The organism is Alkalihalophilus sp. As8PL (genome assembly GCF_040939795.1).
GTDB lineage: Bacteria > Bacillota > Bacilli > Bacillales > Bacillaceae_D > Alkalihalophilus > Alkalihalophilus lindianensis.
In genome coordinates this window covers 42,863-60,342 of the sequence record NZ_CP162550.1, presented here as the reverse complement: position 1 = coordinate 60,342, position 17,480 = coordinate 42,863, and the positions used below count along the sequence as shown (strand labels likewise).

Genomic DNA, 17,480 nt, shown 5'->3' with positions numbered 1-17,480 from the left:
GTTAACAGTTGCGATAAACAACGGCAACTGTTTTTATGTTTATCCGCAGCCGTTATAGTTACCTACAACTGTAGGTTAATACCTGACGACTACTTGCTAAACAAAGTAGAATATACTGCTTATAGGCTTATGGGGGATCATTTGAGAGGAAAAAATGTTATATGGACATGTGAAACAAAGCATTTGTCATTTTAGTCGTATTCCAAAATGCTTATAAAGAATTATCTCAAATCAATTTGACCACCGGTGGTTAGGCTCAGGGAAAGTTACTGCCTGTTCCACCACTATTAGTAGTAATACAGAAGAATTGACTTACACTATTCAGGAAGAAGAATTAAAAGTAACTCAAGAATACTACCCTATAATAGGTGAATTTGTTCCGCTTGATTCAAATGAAACTCCTTTATTCACTTATGCTTATCATTTTGATATTAATAACGCTAAAAGAGAATATTTACGAGCAGGAGAAGAATTATTATTTGAATATTACATAAAGAGAGACAATACTAACATGTTGGAGATTGATTTTCTAATAGATAATTTTACTGAGGAAACTATTACAAATAGTATATTTTTCTTTATAGTTAATGATTTGGCCAATTTAAGAACCTTGAAGGGAAAAGAATGGTCCAAAGTTATTAAAGTAGAGGCAGAGGCAGAGGCTAATACTAATTTTGAGTTGTTATTAGATATAGAAGGGGGGCATCAACGTGAAATCTCTGTATTTACATTGAATCAAAATGTTCCCGAAGGATACTATATGCAACCTAGACCAGTTTTAGCAAGATATATTATTCTCAATAACGTATATTCGGAACCTAAACAAGCTCCAAATAATGAAGAGCCAAATAACTTAGAAATTACAACTGCTTTTCAAGATGCTAGTAAAAACAATGTAGTAGTATTTAACGATAATGGAGAGGTTAATGAAGATATTCCGGAAATAACCCAGTTGGAGATACATGGGATTGACTACCCTATGGATGTTAATGTTACTTGGTTTGATACAGACGGGAACTTTGCTGTTATATTTAATGAGGAAAAATTTGAACCTAATTCAATAATTAATATAGAACTACCTAAAGTGAGTTTAACCTCCGATGTGGAAAGCTATAGGCAGTTTATCGCTTTCAAAAACCTAAGTGGTGAAGCGATACTTGAGGAAGCTTTTTTTCCAGATAGAGTAAGTACGTCTTCAGAATTTATAATGGAAGTTCCTACTAAAAAATAATTATATTTACATTATAGTATTCTGTTTCTAGTACTTATTTAGGAGGAATACATATGAAAAAATTAGGTTTAAGTTTAGTATTTGTTAGTTCATTATTAGGTTTCAGTTTAATAGGTGGAGATAACGCAGAGGCTGCTTCAACGTCAATCTCTACTGGACAAAAGACAAGTTCTTATTCATCAACAGTCTCTGTACCTGCTAATGGTGTATACCGTGTAAATGTTACTAGTCATGCGGGGAGCCTAGCTGCTAATGTTAGTTTAAATGGAAGTGTGTTATTTTCTACCACCCCTGTCTCAGCCGTTAATGCGCAAAATTGGGATTATAGAAGTAATAATGGTGGGAATTACAGAGTTCAATTAACATGTGTATCTGGAACAAATTGTCGTGGTACGGGTTCGGTAACTCGTAGATAATTAAATTTGCTATTTTGGAATTGATCTTATATCAATGCACCCTAAGCTAATAATAGGGTGCATTTTTTATGAGCATTTATAAATGATACAAATTTATCGATTGTACCAGAACTTAATTAACGAAGAATAAAAAGAATATGGAATAGAAGTGGGGATGACAAGTTCATAGGTAGGGATATGATTCAATCAAATATAAAATGAAGGGGAGTTTGATAATATCTATTATACTGAAGAGGCACGCACGAGCAGAGATATTAGCCTTTTAGGTTCCTTAAATATGCAATTCTTAATTACCTTTAATGAGAAAGATTGTATGAAAAACATTCGTTTTTCTCTGATGGAAACAGGCATCGAGCCTGTTTTTGTGGTTGCTGAAGCAACCGCTTAAAACCAAAAGCCTGAGCATATTAAAAGATACAAGCTTTAATGTTCTTCTTTTGTTTTATCATTCTTGGGAATTGGTATTATTAATTAATCTGGTAATTGATCACTTACACTTTGAAGGTCAACACGTTATGTAACGGTTAGTAAGTTAATAATATTAAGAAATAGAAGTACAAGCTAAATAGATAAAAAAGATGGGCTAACTAAGAAAAAAATAGAACTTGGTTTGAATACTTACTTGCATGATATTGGCATTATAAGAGGAAATTATAACTAGCTAATTCATATAAAATTTCCTTCACCTTCTCCCATGGTTGCGTTAGGATAATGTGTAAAGGTTTGGAAGACCGCTATTAGAAACGTAGACTCTTATGAAATAAGGGGGCTAACTAGATGGTAATCAGTTACAAAGAATTAAAGATTAAAGTTTTTCCTAGTGTATTAGTGGCTTTAGGATTATTGATTCTATTGTAAGAGAATAGGAGGAGTAAACCTTTACTGTTATACCTAAAGTTGGAAGTGTGATGAGGAGGGTTTTCTTGAACAAATTCTTAAAAAGGAGGCTTTACAGTGAAATTAGGATTTAGAGATTTTTATTACTTAGACGCGGATTATGTGGATAATCTTTTAGGATTTATTGAAGGGTTTATTGAGGAAGAAGTATCTAAATTAGAAAGGAAGGAAACCACTACCCATGGTAAAGCAAAAGCTATGGGGATCGCCGAAACAGGTAGAGATTCTAAAAAGGGTGAAGAGTTCACTAGAAGAGGGAAAACAACACCTGAAATAAAATTTAAAAAAGTGATAGATTATTTAATAGACAATGACTTAGATCAAATAGATTCATTTAATGAAGATTTATGGGAAATGCTAATTCAAGAAGAAGAAATCATTGAGGTTAGAGGTGGACTACACTTTACACAAATTTATGATTTAGTGAAAGATGTAAAATTTATAGGGAGTACAGGTAAAGAATTGGGCATTATAGACGAAAAAGAAGTTGAGTCTGTAACTGTAATGTTAGACAAGCTTCGTGAGATACAAGATAAAAATGGTATACCAGTCAAAATAAATACAAGAGATGATACCTACAGTTTCATTACCTATTTGAATGAAAAGTATCTATTGAAGGACAAAGTTGAAGTTGTGGGGAATGACTTCAGAATGCTTTGTAAAATTGAGCGCATTATACCCAAAAGTGAACAGATTGAGCTTTTTGATTTGAAAGAAATAGAGAAAAAATATTCGAATAGAGAACAAAGAAGAAAAGGTAAAGTAACGGAATTACCGCCAGAATTTAATGAGGTTGTAGAAGGACCTGCCGCCGTGGTCTTACCAATAGCAATTTATCGGTAATTGAAAGTTATGAAACTGAAATTAATTACTTAGTCTATTGTTTTCGGTAAGGGGAAAATCAAGAACCTACTAACATTATTAAAGTACCGAAATATTTAGTGTTTCAATGATTATTGGGCGGCAGCACGACAGACTGATCCAAAAGTAAAAAACACTTTTGGTCATTCTGGTACGTGTCGCTTCAACATTAAACAGCTCAATAACCACAGACTGTAAGGCTCATGCTTCGTCCACACTCTGTAGGTTCCTGATCTGTTTGCGGTAAACCGCCATATTGAACGAGCCGAAGATCAAACGAATAGAAACCACAGGATAGCAGCCATTCGGCTGTTTTTTTATTTTGGGGTATTTTTCCGTTTGCCCCCCGAATAGTAAACCCTTTTGACATCTAACCTTGTAGCAGGTAGGACACCCTACCCTTTCCTGCTACAAGGTAAGATGCAAGCAAAAAGCCAGTCAATAAACTTTCACGGCATATCCTCCACTACGTTTCGGTATTCCATATTTTATGGACAGTTTTTCGCAAGGGTTTTTATTCTCCTCAGCAAACGGGAAAAATCCTCCCCTTTGGGAACTTCACCTTTCGGGGGACCAACCAAAAAATAAAGAGTGAAAGGACTGTTCGAGGATGAGTAAAAAAATCTATGAAATGATCACAAACCAAATCATTGAAAAGCTTAAAGCAGGTACGATTCCATGGAGACAACCTTTTAAAAATGGATTAGCGGTTAATCGGAAAACGCAAAAGCCTTATCGTGGAATTAATACCTTTCTTTTAGATGACGGTGAATATGCGACATTTAAGCAAATTCAAGAAGCAGGAGGAAAAGTGAAAAAAGGAGCGAAAAGTCAAATCGTTGTCTTTGGGAAAATGCTTGAGGTCGAAGAAGAAGATTCAGACCAATTAAAAAAGGTTCCTATGTTACGTTAATACAAGGTATTTAAAGTAGGCGAACAGACAGAGGGGATCAACCCGAAACGAGAGCTAGAAACCTTTGAGCATGATCCAATTGAAGAAGCAGAAAAGATCATCAGAGAATATATAAATAGCCCTACGTATAGTTTTCGTTCAGGGGGAGCTTGGTACAAACCATTTGAAGATCATATCAATGTCCCACCAAAAGAGGACTTTGAACATATCCATGACTATTACTCCGTTTTCTATCATGAAATGATTCATAGTACAGGACATTACAGCCGATTGAGGCGAGAAGGAATTATTAAACATAATGGGTTTGGTAGTGAATCATACAGCAAAGAAGAACTAGTAGCCGAGTTAGGAGCTTCTATGCTATGTGGAGTGACCGGCATCGTCAATCAGACGATTGAAAATAATGCTTCTTATATTGATTCATGGATGAAAAAGTTACAAGATGATCCAACTTTGATTGTGAAAGCTAGTCAACAGGCTCAAAAAGCATGTGATCATATTCAAGGGGTTATATTCAACACGAAATAAATAGGCTGCTTTTGCAGCCTATCTCCCTATATTCTACTCATTTATCACATGAGAATTAACGTTAATAAAGCAGCTGCTGAAGGTGATGATATGAATGAATATGATCAAGTTTCATACAAAGAATATGAACAAGCTACTCGTAAAGTGTGGTCAATTGAAAACAAGATTAAAGATCGCATTGGGTATTATCCGCAAAAGATCACAGAGCCGTTTCTAGCAAGCTATCTGGAACGGATCGAGCGATCCGAAGTGAAGCCTATGAAAATCTATAAGAAGGAGGAATGATGAATGTGTTCATTTCATTTATAGTGTCATGTGTGCTATCACTTATGCTATTTATCTGTGCCTGAAATGTGGCCCGTAAGATGATCCTTTTTCTCATTAGAAATCCTTTGAAGCTCGTTGCACTTGGTGTCATGGTCCAAATTGTTTTAATGAATTGGAATGGCTATAGGATCATTTAGACAAACAAAGAGACAACCTTTAATGGTTGTCTTTTTAGCTTAAGCTATTGTTATTTGAACTATTTCTTTTTTGGTTTTGGTTTCGCAGAAAAATATTGATCTCGTACTTTTAAAATCTCAGCTGCGATTTTTTTAGCTTCCTCTTTCGTCATATTTGATCATCTGCCTCTCTCATTTTAATGTATAGAAGCATTGTGTCCTAGACTTAGAGATTTTATACATAAGGTTCTCCCCCACTCCATATATATGAAATTAAGTCTAATACAAAACGACAGTGTCTCAGACATATTTTGGTGAAATGGAGGTTTAAAGAGATGGGGAAGGTAGAAGAAAAGAAGAAGAGAAAAGTGAGAGCAGATAAAAAGATGGAGATCAAACCAACCGTTCATCACAGTTTAAAAGAAGCTATTTATGGTCTTTCTTATATCACTGATCGACCAGTGAAAGATGTTGCGGAAGCTATTGTGGTATCAGGTTTGGAATCAAAAAAAGTAATCGAATATTTGTCTAATGATTTCCGAAGAGATTTTTTGCAAGGTAGTACTTTATATGTTGGGGATCTGGAACGTGACTCAAAACAGAAAGATCAAACATCAGGAGTTAAAGGGCGTCTTTCCATTCGCTTTCAGCAGCATGACTTTGAATCCATCAAACAATTAGCCTTTGCCTTAGATGTAACCCCTTCCAGAGCAACCTCCATTATCATAGATGCGAGTATTCGTAATAGTAACTTCATAGATCGTTATCTTCAGAGAACGGTGCGAGCACAATTAGATAAAAGAAGATTATTAGAACTAAAAAAGATAATGAGATTTATTACTCAAAACAATCCATACGAAGAATTTACATGGGGGGATTTTATATCGTGGTTGCTCTTTGAGTTGAAGAATGGCACTGGAAAATTAAGCGATTGGGTTGATCAGAATAAGATCAAATAAATTAGCTCTCAAATGAGAAACGACAAGGTTTTTTTGCTTGGTTGTTTGATAAATGATGTGTGGGTGTTTTACACATAGCAAAAAGCGCCTGACATTTCAGGCGCTTTTTGTACTACTTCATCCTATAATCGTATCCGGTAAAATACTTATATATATATTAAAAGATATTATCTGAATTGTCTATATAATTGTTTATAAAAAAGTTGCACCGTTTTACCCCTTTAGATCTTCTAAAGAGGTGTTTTATATTGAGAAAAGAAGAATATATGAATTGAAAGATCAATTAAGGAACAGTTATTCCGTTAAAGGTCCATATAATTGATTAAAAATAGGCGTTAAATTGGATATTTATGTTTAAATAGTGAGAGTTTGTGAAGGTTTATACTTAAACTAACGAGGCAGGATTATTTAACAAGGGGTATGCAGTTTAATGCTATCCTCAAAAAAGAAATGGAGTTTTGATTAAAATTACTAAATGTTTAGTTAGATTAGTAGAGAAAGGTGACGTATGAAAAAAAGAGTTAATTTTTTATCAGAGGCTTTCGCAGTGGTTTTTTTCACTTTAATGGTTGTCATAGACTTCTTTCCCGATATAGGAATAAATATGTCGATAGGAGCAATAGGGGTTGTAACATTTATCTTATTAGCTGTTATTACTCGTCATAAAGGAGAACCAGTGTTTAGCTCGAAAAAACAAGAACTTATTTTTATTGTTCTTTCGGGGATATACTTTTTCTCCTTACTTATAATTTTAAGTTTACTCGGTGGTGTTTCTCAGGTTGGTATTGGTATCACTAATCCAATACTATGGGGATTATATTTGATAGGAGTTCTTACTTCCTATACTAAGTATAAGAAGGAGTTAAAACAATCAAACAACAATGAAAGCGGAACTTTTCAATAATTGTTTAATAATATTGTTAAGCTAAACCAGCTAATAGTTTGTCAACAATTTCAATAAAAAAATGAAATTACACATGCTATACTAAAAATGAGTATACCAAATAACCTACCAATCTGTACTTTTTGGAAGGTCTTGGTCTATCTAGTTAGATATAGCTATCAAGCTACATCTTGGAAAGGTGTTTTGCTTTTCAGTAAAGCATAAATCCAATGTAAGAGTTTATTGACACAAGCAATGACAGCGACTCTAAATGGTTTACCTTCTTCGCGTTTTTTATCGTAAAACTCTCTGAGTCTCTTGTTCCGTGCAATAATTTCGTCGGTTGTCTTTTGCTTACGAGAATCTCTAATCCCGCATTGAACGGCCATAAATAAGGCATGTCTCAGTCTGGAAGAGCCTCTTTTAGTTATCCGATTAACGGAAGCTGTAAACTTTCCTGAAGAGTAAACACTAGGGTCGACTCCAGCGAATGCAACCAACTTCTTTGGGTGATTAAACCGATCTATCTCACCGATCTCAGAAATAATCGTGGCGGCGATCTTTTCTCCAATTCCGGGAATAGATTGGATAATCTGATATTCTTCAATTTCTTTCGCAAGGGCATCTATTTCAGTTGCGATGTTGGATAGGTGCTCTTGGTATTGAAGAACGATGTTCGTTAACATCTCCAAATTAAAAATATGACTCTCATACAAATTCTTTTGAAACGGGTTACGCAAGGCAGCCTCTCGCAGCTTTTGTGCTTTTTCTATGGCCCACCTCTCAGAACGACTTTTACATAACGAAGCGATCTTTTCGACCAATTCAGACTCATCCACTTGTAAGACAGCCTCTGAAGTTGGAAAAGCCTGCAGGGTTAATAACGATACCTTCGAATACAAACTACCAAATACGCCTCTGTATTCAGGAAACACCTGATCCAATAAGGAATGGAGTTGTAGTTTCGTATTCGCCGATACTTCAGCGATCGTCTCTTGTTGTCTGGTTAAATTACGAAGATTTAAGAGTTGAATCCCTCGTTTTTTATAGGGTTCAAGCTCCTCCTTGTAGTAAAGCTCGCACAAATGATATGCATCAACGGCATCTGTTTTTACCTTGCGTAAGCTCGAACTTTTCGCTCGATGCGAAATGAGTGGGTTGATGACAATATACACATACTTTTGGTCCTCCAGAAACTGAATCACAGGTAGATGATAATGACCTGTCGACTCTAAAACCACAGAAGGTGGTTGTCCTTGTGCTGCTTGTTCGACTTCTTGAAGAAATGCCAAGAATGTCTCGAGACCCTCACGATTATGTTTAATACTGAAACTCTTACGATAAGGCTTTCCCTTGTCCAAGAAGGCTTGAACCTGACTTTCTCCTTTTGAGACATCCAGACCGATGACTGGATTCATTGTTTATCAACTCCTAGAAATAAATTAGTCGGTAACCCCTAGAGCTTCTTGTAGTGTCATAGGTTCGCTTGTTAAACGGGATCATTTCTATGTCCCAACCAGCCTGAAACATGTTCATACAAGTAGGGGGCGAACAGTTTAGCTAACGGGATCGAGTCCCACGGGTGCGACGTTCTACCCCGACTACCGCTATCATATGACCATAAAAAATAAGGTCAACCAGAAATATTTTCTTATCTGGCTAACCTTATATTACGAACGGGTGCGTTAGTTGAAGAAAATAAACCAAAAAAAGTGATGGATTATTCCATCACTTTTTCTAATGCTATTTTATTGTTAATTACAATGCGATTGACATGACCAATACGGATTCGATTTATCATTTTGCACCTCTTAACCGAACCCGTTACTAATGGGGCAGCTTCTTTTAAACAAATACTAAATTAACGCTCGTATATAATTACCAATAATCAATAAGATAAACATAAGTATAATTGTAGGAATAATACCTTTCTTTTGTAACCCATCGAAATAATACATTAAAAATACAATGAAAACTGCACCTGAAAACAGTATGATATATTCTCCCATAGCATACTCCTTTCTATTGATCCGGTGTCTCACTGAAATACATGATTTTTTCTTATACAGCATACCCTCCCTAAAAGTTGCTACTGTACCAACTCTCGGAGAGTTATATATCGTGTTCACTTTTTCAAAAAATCTCCCAAAAAGTAGATTGATAAAAAAAGTGAATGTTAAAAGAAAGTCCCTTTAATATAGTTTGAAACTGCTAAAAGGGCAAACAGTATTAATACTGAGGGGGCAATCGCCTTTTTAGGCATCCTCTTTTTATCAAAATAGTGAAATAAGATACAAAAGCCAATCGAAATGACTAGCAACCAAATGTATTCCCCCATAATTATTTCTCCTTTCCTTAAGGTGTTTGCCTAGAAACATTTCCATCAGGTTTCAACGTAAAAAGAACACGAGGACTATTTTCCCACTCGTCACGATCTTTACTAAGGTATACTAAAACCTCTTTTGTCCCAGCCTCTGGCACAGGAGTACCGACTATCTCACCCCAGTAACGAACCTTCTTTTGAGCTTCATAGCCTAGAAAGCCAGCACCTATAGAACCAACAGGATACGGATATTTATTGTCTATTCTCTTTACTAGGCCACCTAAGCGAGGAACTCTATTAGCATAATAGCCTAATGCAAACATTCCTGCGAATTCAGCAGACCTGTGTGTAAGTTGACCAGCAATATAATTTACCTTACCTTGCTGAGCATTCTGAGTGTAATACCAATAATCCGGATTGTCCTTAAATATGATAAGCTGATCATCTACAACTTCGTACCGTATTGAAACGCCATCTACTGTTACACTGGAAGGCTCTTTTCCCAAATAAGCTGCCGCATCAAAACTTTCCCCTTTAGTGATAGCCATTTTTCCATTATCACTTTCCCATTCGATCGTGCCATTACTCCATTCCTCTTTGCCATCCTTATTCGTTGGAGCAAGCGTAGCATTTAGCTGTGTATAATACGCTAATGGATTATGCCATTTCTCAAACGCCACAGGTGCTTTTGAACGGAATGATAAGTCATTAGAAAAAGGATTCGCTTGTCTATGTCGTGTAGATAAAGAAGAATGTAATAAGAGGGATGCCGGTGAATAGTGTAGAGCTATTGAATTGAAAGTAGCTAGCCCCTTAGATGATTGAAAGGCTGATTGAATCTCTTGCAAATAATTATTCATGAGAACAAGATCTTCTTCAAGAGTATTTAGACTTGTTGTGGCCTTCTGGTCTAATTCGTTTAATTGTTCAACCGTTTCTGTTCCTTGTTTTTTCGCTTGTAAGATATCCTGCTGGACGTGCTCATCTGATATAGGTGGCAAGTGAATAAGGTCTGATACCCTCTGCATAACAGCATTTGTAGAAGATGTCAGTTTAGAGGTAGCTTGTTCTAGTTGAGCCAATCCATTAAGTACATCTTGTTCAATATATTGTTCTCGCACGACTCCAGATGGAGAAGGTTCGAAATGAGATACATATTGTTTTATTTGATCTAACGTTGTGTTGTATTGAAGAAAGCTAAGATTTAGAAATTGAAGAAAGGGAAGGTGACATTGCTCATAAAAAGAACGGATCGCTGAAGCTGATTCACCGGTAAAGAGGTGATTAATTTGTAAGAATGAAGTAATCGAAACTTCAATTTGATTAATCTGTTCCTGTTGCGTATGTACGTGTTTTTGTGTGTCCTCGATCCCTCTAAGTAGATCATCCACTACTAATGTTTTCATTACTACACCTCACTCCCAATATCTAATGAAAATTTTAACATATTATAGGATTTTGTGAAAATAATTCAAGTTTGCATGGGAGAAGAGAAGGTTTTGACGCTAAAAATTAGAAGCCCATATTTCAAGCATGAGCATTCTAATTTACTTTGATGATAGAGGAATAGTCGAGGTGAATTTTGAAACTTTCTTCCGTTAAAATGGTGATTTTTTGATTTGTACTTGGCTTAAGAATTCTTCCATTAACGCTCTGAACGGATTCTAAGTCCCAATAATAGATTGTCGCAGGTTATCACACATTAATTTTTCTTCGATAACATACCCAATTTCATTTAATTCCTGTTCATCTAATTGGGGTTTGATTGGTTTCCGTTTTTCTTTCCTTTCTTTGCGGATCATTTCAAGGTGCTCTGGAATAGCCATTTGTGTCCACTTAATCATTCCGCGATATTGCATTTACAAGCACTTCCTTTTATTTTCAGTTAATAAGAACGTAAGTTCGTGTATACTGATTATAACGCAATTAATCGGATAATCAAGAGGAGTGGGGACAGTGGAGTGCAACCTTTTTCCCAAACAGTCTTATCTATGTATCGATGTGAAAAGCTTTTACGGTAGTGCGGCAGCTGTGAAAAGAGGATTAGACCCGCTAAAGTGTAAGTTAGCTGTTGTAGGTGATACGAATCGGCACATTAGCAGCAACTCCTTAATTAAAAGAGTGGGGAGTCCAAATTGATAGTCGTATGTGGGAAATAAAGTGATAAGTTGATATAAATAGATATATTTTAAAGCATTATCGAACAAAAATGAATAGTATGTAGCGTATGACCATTCAGGGCTAGAATGGCTTTAGTTAACAGTTGCGATAAACAACGGCAACTGTTTTTTATGTTTATCCGCAGCCGTTATAGTTACCTACAACTGTAGGTTAATACCTGACTACTACTTGCTAAACAAAGTAGAATATGCTGCTTATAGGCTTATGGGGGATCATTAGAGAGGAAAAAATGTTATATGGACATGTGAAACAAAGCATTTGTCATTTTAGTCGTATTCGAAAATGCTTATAAAGAATTATCTCAAATTAATTTGACCACCGGTGGTTAGGCATTAATAGTAATAGGAAGGACCTTTGCATATTGGGATAGATTATGATTTAGGTTTTTATACAGCAGCAAGGAGCAACCTAATGAAATCATAAATTTTCACGTGGTAAAAAAGCTTAATGTTAAGCCGCTTTTATCTCGTGCAAGGTATTAAAGTATTGGGACCGTGTCATGGGACAGCAATTAAATTAACAGGCATGGGTGTTTTTTAAGTGATATTCATAAGCCAGCTACTTTTGGAATGAAGTTGGCCAAAGGGGAGGTATCTTTATACGTCCAATAGAAAAAGAACATATAATTTGAGAAATAGATTAATGAATGACGAGGGGGGGAAGTCATTTAAGTACAAAGTGGTATTTAATTATATGAACAATTACATAGAGAAGGACCGAGAAGTTAATACCCTTTCCGGCCCCTTGATTGCATCTCTTGAACTTATATATACATATTTATTTTCCTGCTTTTCTTCGATCTGAAATTTGTTCTGCACCAAGACCATAGTTATCCATATCAATTTCATCAATTATAACTACTGTTGAGGATGGGTTCTTATTGAGAGTTTCAGCTAATAAATTTGTTGCCCCCTTAATTAATGTCAGTTTTTCCTCTTTAGTTAGACCACCATTTTCTTTAGTTACTTTGATATTTACATACGGCATTATTCTTTTCCCCTTTCTTAACATTTATTATATTTATTGTAATTAATGCAGCTGTTAGTGCAGCTGCAGAAATTATGAATGGTAATATATAATCATTAGTGGTTATAACTGTTCCTGCAATTACCGGTCCTAAAAGTTGACCTGCTGCATAAGCAGCTGTTAGACCACTTATTAGATTGGCACTTTGTCCATACAACGACTTTGCAATAGTCATAGTTAAAGTTGTAATGCCCATAAATGTAGCTCCAAATCCGAAAGCAGAGATTAATACTAGTATTAAATTATCCGTGAAAACCGGTATAAGAATACTAACTATTTGTGTTATATAAGCCCATTTCAGAGCACTTATATCTGATGTTTTCTTGCCTAGCCAGGCCCAAAAGATGCAAGAAGGTATTGCTCCTAAGCCAACTACTGCCCAGACATAGGGAGATTCAAATGTAAAGTTAGTATTATTAACTAGCATTGCTGTTATAAACGTACCGAAGATTATATATCCAAACCCTTCTAGAGTATAGGATATATATAAAGCGAATTTGATTGACTGTTTGTTATTTGTATTGTAAATAGGTTTATTTGTAGGTTGTGGACTCTTAGATCTGGTCGGTTCTTGTACTTTAATTCCGTAAACTATAAAAATCATTAAGAACGCACTAATAACACCTAATATAATCCAATTAGCGTGCCAACTGGAAAATGACTGTATGATAGGTATTGTCAACCCTGAAATTAAAATTCCAAACCCTACTCCTCCAAACAAAAAACCTGAGTAAGACATTTTTCCTGTTTGATTTAAATGACTAAGTATTAAATTTGATACCAAAACAAATATAAGTCCACTTGTTATTCCAGAAAGTAGTCTGAATACTAACCAAAGTAGGTAACTTTCGGTAAACCCCATTAATATTGTAGTAGCTATATTAACAAGTAAGCCACGTAATAACCACTTAGATTGTTGAGGGAAAAACCTTGCTCCTAAAGCTCCGATAAAATAACCAATAAAATTGAATGTTGCTAATAACCCTGCGGTAAATGGGGTTAATAAAAAGTCTAGCTGCATATAAGGGAAAATAGGGGTATAAGAAAATCTACCTATACCCATTACTATAGCTAAGCTTAAAAAACCAGATATTATTAAGAGGTTACGTTCCTTCGATACTATAGAATCCATTATCTAGCCTCTTTTCATTCTTGTTCTCTAATCTTAAGTTGAGTAGGATTATACAAGCTAATGCTCCAAATACAATAAGAGTAAACCAAGCGAAATGTACTGAAATTAAAACATAAAGAATACCAAATAGAACTGGTCCAGTTGCCGATCCAAAGGATACCCCCATTTGAGTAACGGAAGTAGCTTTAGCCTCTCTTCCTGGGTGTTGTATACTAACTAGGTAATGTAGAATACCTGGCCAGCCCCAACCTATTCCATAAGCTAAAACTGTACCTATGATTAATAGTAAGCTATGGTTAATTTGTAAGAAAACAGCGCCTACTGAGCCGCAAAAGAAAATTAGTATTAAAAGATTGAGCGGATTAATAACTTTCTTATCTATTAAAGTTCCAGATATAACACGAACTAGAATATTTCCTATAGCACCAACAGCAGCAATTAATCCGGAATTTGTTATAGATATTCCTTGTAACACCAACGATGCTACTAGATAAGCAGCTAAACTATTTCCAATTGCGCCTCCTAAAAAACCTACAAAAGCCATTTTCTTTAGTTTACTGCCAGCTACGAAATTGGATCTTTTTGACATGTTCGACTTTTTTCCTGTTATCTTTTTTTGATTCCTGATAAAAATTAATGAATAACTAACAATGAAGACACTAGTAAATATAAGGAACGTTTGCCAACCTATATTTAGTATAACTCCAATAGAAATACTTGCAATAATAGTAGCAAGAGGTATTGCAGCTTGCTTAATACCAAATGCTAAACCTTGATATTTACTGTTACAGTTATTAGTTATCATTTGATTAGTAAGTGGTTGGCTGTAACCATATAACCAACCACTTATTAAAACTCCTAATCCTAAGGAGTATAAAGAGCCAATAGACATAATCAATACTGAGGTAGATATAAATATTAACACTAGAAACATTGACTTCCTTAAGTCGAGAATGTCATTCTGTTTTCTATTAAAGTTGGCACCCGCTACAGAAGATAACCAAAATAGTGAAAATAACAGCCCTATTACATATGCTTGTACATTCAAATCGTGTTGTAAAATATCATTTATAGCACCAGGGTAGAATACTGGAAATGAAGAGACAACAGTTATTATCACAATATTAATGATGGTAGAGACACTTTTATCAAACTTTTGCTTTTTCTCGTGTAATGATTGTTTCATGAATTTCCACACTCTCTTCAATACGACCAAATAATATTTCTCTAGAGATTGAATCGGATTCCATTAATGTTACAGAATTGACACCAGGTCTTACACCTGCAAATGTCACCCAATGAACTCCTTCTGTAGGGACTCCAAAAATAAAAATGTTATCATGGGGTTTCCCATCACTACTTATCAGGCGATTTGGCGGTTTGGATACGGCTAAGCCGCCTGTATTAAACGTTGAATTTTTCGAGTTGATTTTGTATTCAGTTGCCATCGCTTTTTTTAATAAGTTATTTATTAGTTTACTAGATGTTAATGTGATGGATACTTCAGGTAACCTGGATTCTATTAGGATGTTTGATTTGATTAAGGAATCTTTTACTAGGGGGGAGTACCCTTCGAATAAACCGCTTTCAAGATTTGTTCTAAAGGTAGCATTAGGCCCTAATATAGTTAATAGACCACATTTTATTAAAGCTCTCATTTCTTCAATTCTACGAACTGGAGGGCCTATCGAAAGGTAAGCGTTTAATGGTGTGTACCACTTACGTAATTCATTTTCATAAGAACTAGCTACTATCCCACCGTGGTCTACTATGAGACGTACTTCATTTCTTATATCACGTAATACATCTAATGCTGCTTTCAATGGACCTGCTTTATTCCCTAACTGTGATTCTTCCACGTCAGATTTCAAATATATATCCAGCCATTGGTGATACTCATCAGTTGAATAAAACTTATTAAAGGAGTGGGGATGACTTATCTTGTCCCAATTTAAAAAGTCTTTTTTATTAATTCTGTATTTTAATAATGTGTCTTCTTTATTATTGATAGTTTGTTTATAATCATTGAGAAAATTATTAGCTATCTCATCCCCAAGTTTATTTCTAATATATGTACTGTAGTACGTTGACTCTACTTCATTTACTATAAGTGGCCATAAATCTCTTCCAAAGTGAACTTCATCTTTACTTTTTAAGATTTGAATCATATCTTCAGTTAGAAAAATAGGGTCGTGACGTTCCGAGGCACCTTTTTGATTCTCACCCCGCGAATGATGTGGAACACCTCTACGTGAACCAGCAACCATCTTTGGTTCATATCCAGAAGGTATATATATTAATTCTTTATTGTCTTTTTCTTCAAACTTCCCATCTCGTCCAATTGTAAATAATGCCATGTAGTCGAAAAAGTTTAAGCCTAAACCTCTTATTAACACTGTATCATTTGGTTTAATATCTGACAAATTGATATCAGCAGGATTTGCTGGCTTATAGTAAAGAAGGTTATGATCATTTGAAAATTTTTGAATATCTAGACCTTGCTGATTTAAATTGTGATCTGTATGACCTAATGTCAGTACTGCTTTATCCACTGCAGTATTATTTTTACTATCCTCAGTTTCTAAGAATAATTCATTGTTTACTTTTATTATATTGATAACTTCATCTCTGTGTAAGAAGACATTTATATTGCTTGGTAAGTCAGTGATCAAATTATTGTAGGCAGCCTCCATATAATAACCATAAAACGCTCTAGTTGGATATGAATTAGGATTCATTTTTTTAATTTCTTCTTGTATATGCCGAGGTAAACCATTGTAATATTCATTTTGTTTTAATGAATTAGCCCATTCATATAAGCTTGGACCTTTAACAATTGGTCCAGCACAGTCAATACTTTCATCTGTATACAGAGTTATTTGCGAAGCGACTGTATTCATAAGTAAGTGTTTTGATTGATTTTTCCTCCATACAGCTCCGCCTGGTGGATATGGGTCAAAAATATAAATATCATAATCATTCTCTTTTACATAATTTTTTCCCTCTTTAATGTTGGCACAAAGCCTTTCAAAGATAGATAGGCCACGAGGTCCTAACCCTACAATACCAATCTTCATAAATAACCCTCCCCTTCTCCGAATCCATTTTATAACAGTTAATATACTATATTAACTTATTTGTAATTAAAAGGGTATTACATACATTTACAAAAAATAAATTTTTTTCCTATCATAAAATCTACCAATCTATATGCGCTCTCATGAAAAGCAAGATAAGAGAGAAAGATGTGTTGATGGTTTATGATTCTGGACTTTTGATAAAATTGAAAGCAGAGTATATTTAGATGAAACTTTCAAAGTGAGCTTATTAGGTTGTGGTAGAAACTTCTAAAGACTGTTGAAGCAACTACATCCCAAAAATATCACGACCGAAGTGTATGAATGAAAGAAAAATTATTCGAAAGCTGGGTTATACGATAGATGCGAAACGTATCGGTTTGAAATTCACGCGATCCTAAGTGCTAGTTCTTATACTAAGTCATTTACGGCTATACATAGCAGTGGATTAATTGGTGGTCACAAAAAATAAGTGGGGGATGTAATATTGGGTCAAGGAAATCAAAAGACGACTAACTTATACAGCCTGAAGGCGCTTAAATCGATGTTAATAAGTATGAGTAGAGTACCGTTCTAGTTACAAGGAACCCATTACTATTAAGGGGCATAA

The 17,480-nt window shown here is 35.0% G+C and carries 16 protein-coding genes; 8 read left to right on the top strand and 8 right to left on the bottom strand.

All coding sequences use genetic code 11. The features are described from left to right. Nucleotides 1-307 precede the first annotated feature (307 nt). The 8 genes from AB3N04_RS00275 (at nucleotide 308) to AB3N04_RS00240 (ending at nucleotide 7,152) form a co-directional block, all read left to right on the top strand. Nucleotides 308-1,231, top strand: a complete 924-nt coding sequence (locus tag AB3N04_RS00275; RefSeq protein ID WP_368502805.1) for a hypothetical protein — start codon at nucleotides 308-310, stop codon at nucleotides 1,229-1,231. Between the two features lie 53 nt (nucleotides 1,232-1,284). Then, nucleotides 1,285-1,647, top strand: a complete 363-nt coding sequence (locus AB3N04_RS00270) for a hypothetical protein (protein ID WP_368502804.1) — start codon at nucleotides 1,285-1,287, stop codon at nucleotides 1,645-1,647. A 954-nt stretch (nucleotides 1,648-2,601) separates the two neighbouring features. Next, nucleotides 2,602-3,387: a hypothetical protein gene (locus AB3N04_RS00265; protein WP_368502803.1), complete on the top strand. Its 786-nt coding sequence runs from the start codon at nucleotides 2,602-2,604 to the stop codon at nucleotides 3,385-3,387. Between the two features lie 628 nt (nucleotides 3,388-4,015). Further along, nucleotides 4,016-4,318: an ArdC-like ssDNA-binding domain-containing protein gene (locus AB3N04_RS00260; RefSeq protein WP_368502802.1), complete on the top strand. Its 303-nt coding sequence runs from the start codon at nucleotides 4,016-4,018 to the stop codon at nucleotides 4,316-4,318. A 36-nt stretch (nucleotides 4,319-4,354) separates the two neighbouring features. Beyond that, nucleotides 4,355-4,846, top strand: a complete 492-nt coding sequence (locus AB3N04_RS00255) for a zincin-like metallopeptidase domain-containing protein (RefSeq protein WP_368502870.1) — start codon at nucleotides 4,355-4,357, stop codon at nucleotides 4,844-4,846. 90 nt (nucleotides 4,847-4,936) lie between these two features. Continuing rightward, nucleotides 4,937-5,131 (top strand): hypothetical protein, encoded by a 195-nt coding sequence (locus AB3N04_RS00250; protein WP_368502801.1) that lies wholly within the window; start codon nucleotides 4,937-4,939, stop codon nucleotides 5,129-5,131. A 493-nt stretch (nucleotides 5,132-5,624) separates the two neighbouring features. After that, nucleotides 5,625-6,248: a hypothetical protein gene (locus AB3N04_RS00245; protein ID WP_368502800.1), complete on the top strand. Its 624-nt coding sequence runs from the start codon at nucleotides 5,625-5,627 to the stop codon at nucleotides 6,246-6,248. 508 nt (nucleotides 6,249-6,756) lie between these two features. Then, a complete protein-coding gene (locus AB3N04_RS00240; RefSeq protein ID WP_368502799.1) occupies nucleotides 6,757-7,152 on the top strand; it encodes a hypothetical protein in 396 nt (131 codons plus the stop codon). 158 nt (nucleotides 7,153-7,310) lie between these two features. Here AB3N04_RS00240 and AB3N04_RS00235 read toward each other — a convergent pair whose 3' ends face one another. From AB3N04_RS00235 to AB3N04_RS00200, 8 genes are all read right to left on the bottom strand, one after another. Beyond that, the gene (locus AB3N04_RS00235; protein WP_289234220.1) at nucleotides 7,311-8,549 is read right to left on the bottom strand and encodes an IS110 family transposase; all 1,239 of its coding nucleotides are present in this window, start codon (nucleotides 8,547-8,549) and stop codon (nucleotides 7,311-7,313) included. A 758-nt stretch (nucleotides 8,550-9,307) separates the two neighbouring features. After that, nucleotides 9,308-9,469, bottom strand: coding sequence for a hypothetical protein (locus AB3N04_RS00230; protein ID WP_368502798.1), 162 nt, complete (start codon nucleotides 9,467-9,469; stop codon nucleotides 9,308-9,310). Between the two features lie 17 nt (nucleotides 9,470-9,486). After that, a complete protein-coding gene (locus tag AB3N04_RS00225; RefSeq protein ID WP_368502797.1) occupies nucleotides 9,487-10,860 on the bottom strand; it encodes a T7SS effector LXG polymorphic toxin in 1,374 nt (457 codons plus the stop codon). A 258-nt stretch (nucleotides 10,861-11,118) separates the two neighbouring features. Next, nucleotides 11,119-11,313, bottom strand: a complete 195-nt coding sequence (locus AB3N04_RS00220; protein ID WP_368502796.1) for a YolD-like family protein — start codon at nucleotides 11,311-11,313, stop codon at nucleotides 11,119-11,121. Between the two features lie 1,099 nt (nucleotides 11,314-12,412). Then, nucleotides 12,413-12,622: a 2-hydroxymuconate tautomerase family protein gene (locus AB3N04_RS00215; protein WP_017729264.1), complete on the bottom strand. Its 210-nt coding sequence runs from the start codon at nucleotides 12,620-12,622 to the stop codon at nucleotides 12,413-12,415. Continuing rightward, a complete protein-coding gene (locus AB3N04_RS00210) occupies nucleotides 12,594-13,793 on the bottom strand; it encodes a YbfB/YjiJ family MFS transporter (protein WP_368502795.1) in 1,200 nt (399 codons plus the stop codon). Before AB3N04_RS00210 ends, AB3N04_RS00215 begins: the two co-directional genes overlap by 29 nt. Further along, a complete protein-coding gene (locus tag AB3N04_RS00205) occupies nucleotides 13,765-14,979 on the bottom strand; it encodes an MFS transporter (protein ID WP_368502794.1) in 1,215 nt (404 codons plus the stop codon). Before AB3N04_RS00205 ends, AB3N04_RS00210 begins: the two co-directional genes overlap by 29 nt. Continuing rightward, on the bottom strand, nucleotides 14,942-16,870 hold the full coding sequence (locus tag AB3N04_RS00200) for an FAD/NAD(P)-binding protein (protein WP_368502793.1): 1,929 nt from the start codon (nucleotides 16,868-16,870) through the stop codon (nucleotides 14,942-14,944). Before AB3N04_RS00200 ends, AB3N04_RS00205 begins: the two co-directional genes overlap by 38 nt. Between the last annotated feature and the right edge of the window lie 610 nt (nucleotides 16,871-17,480).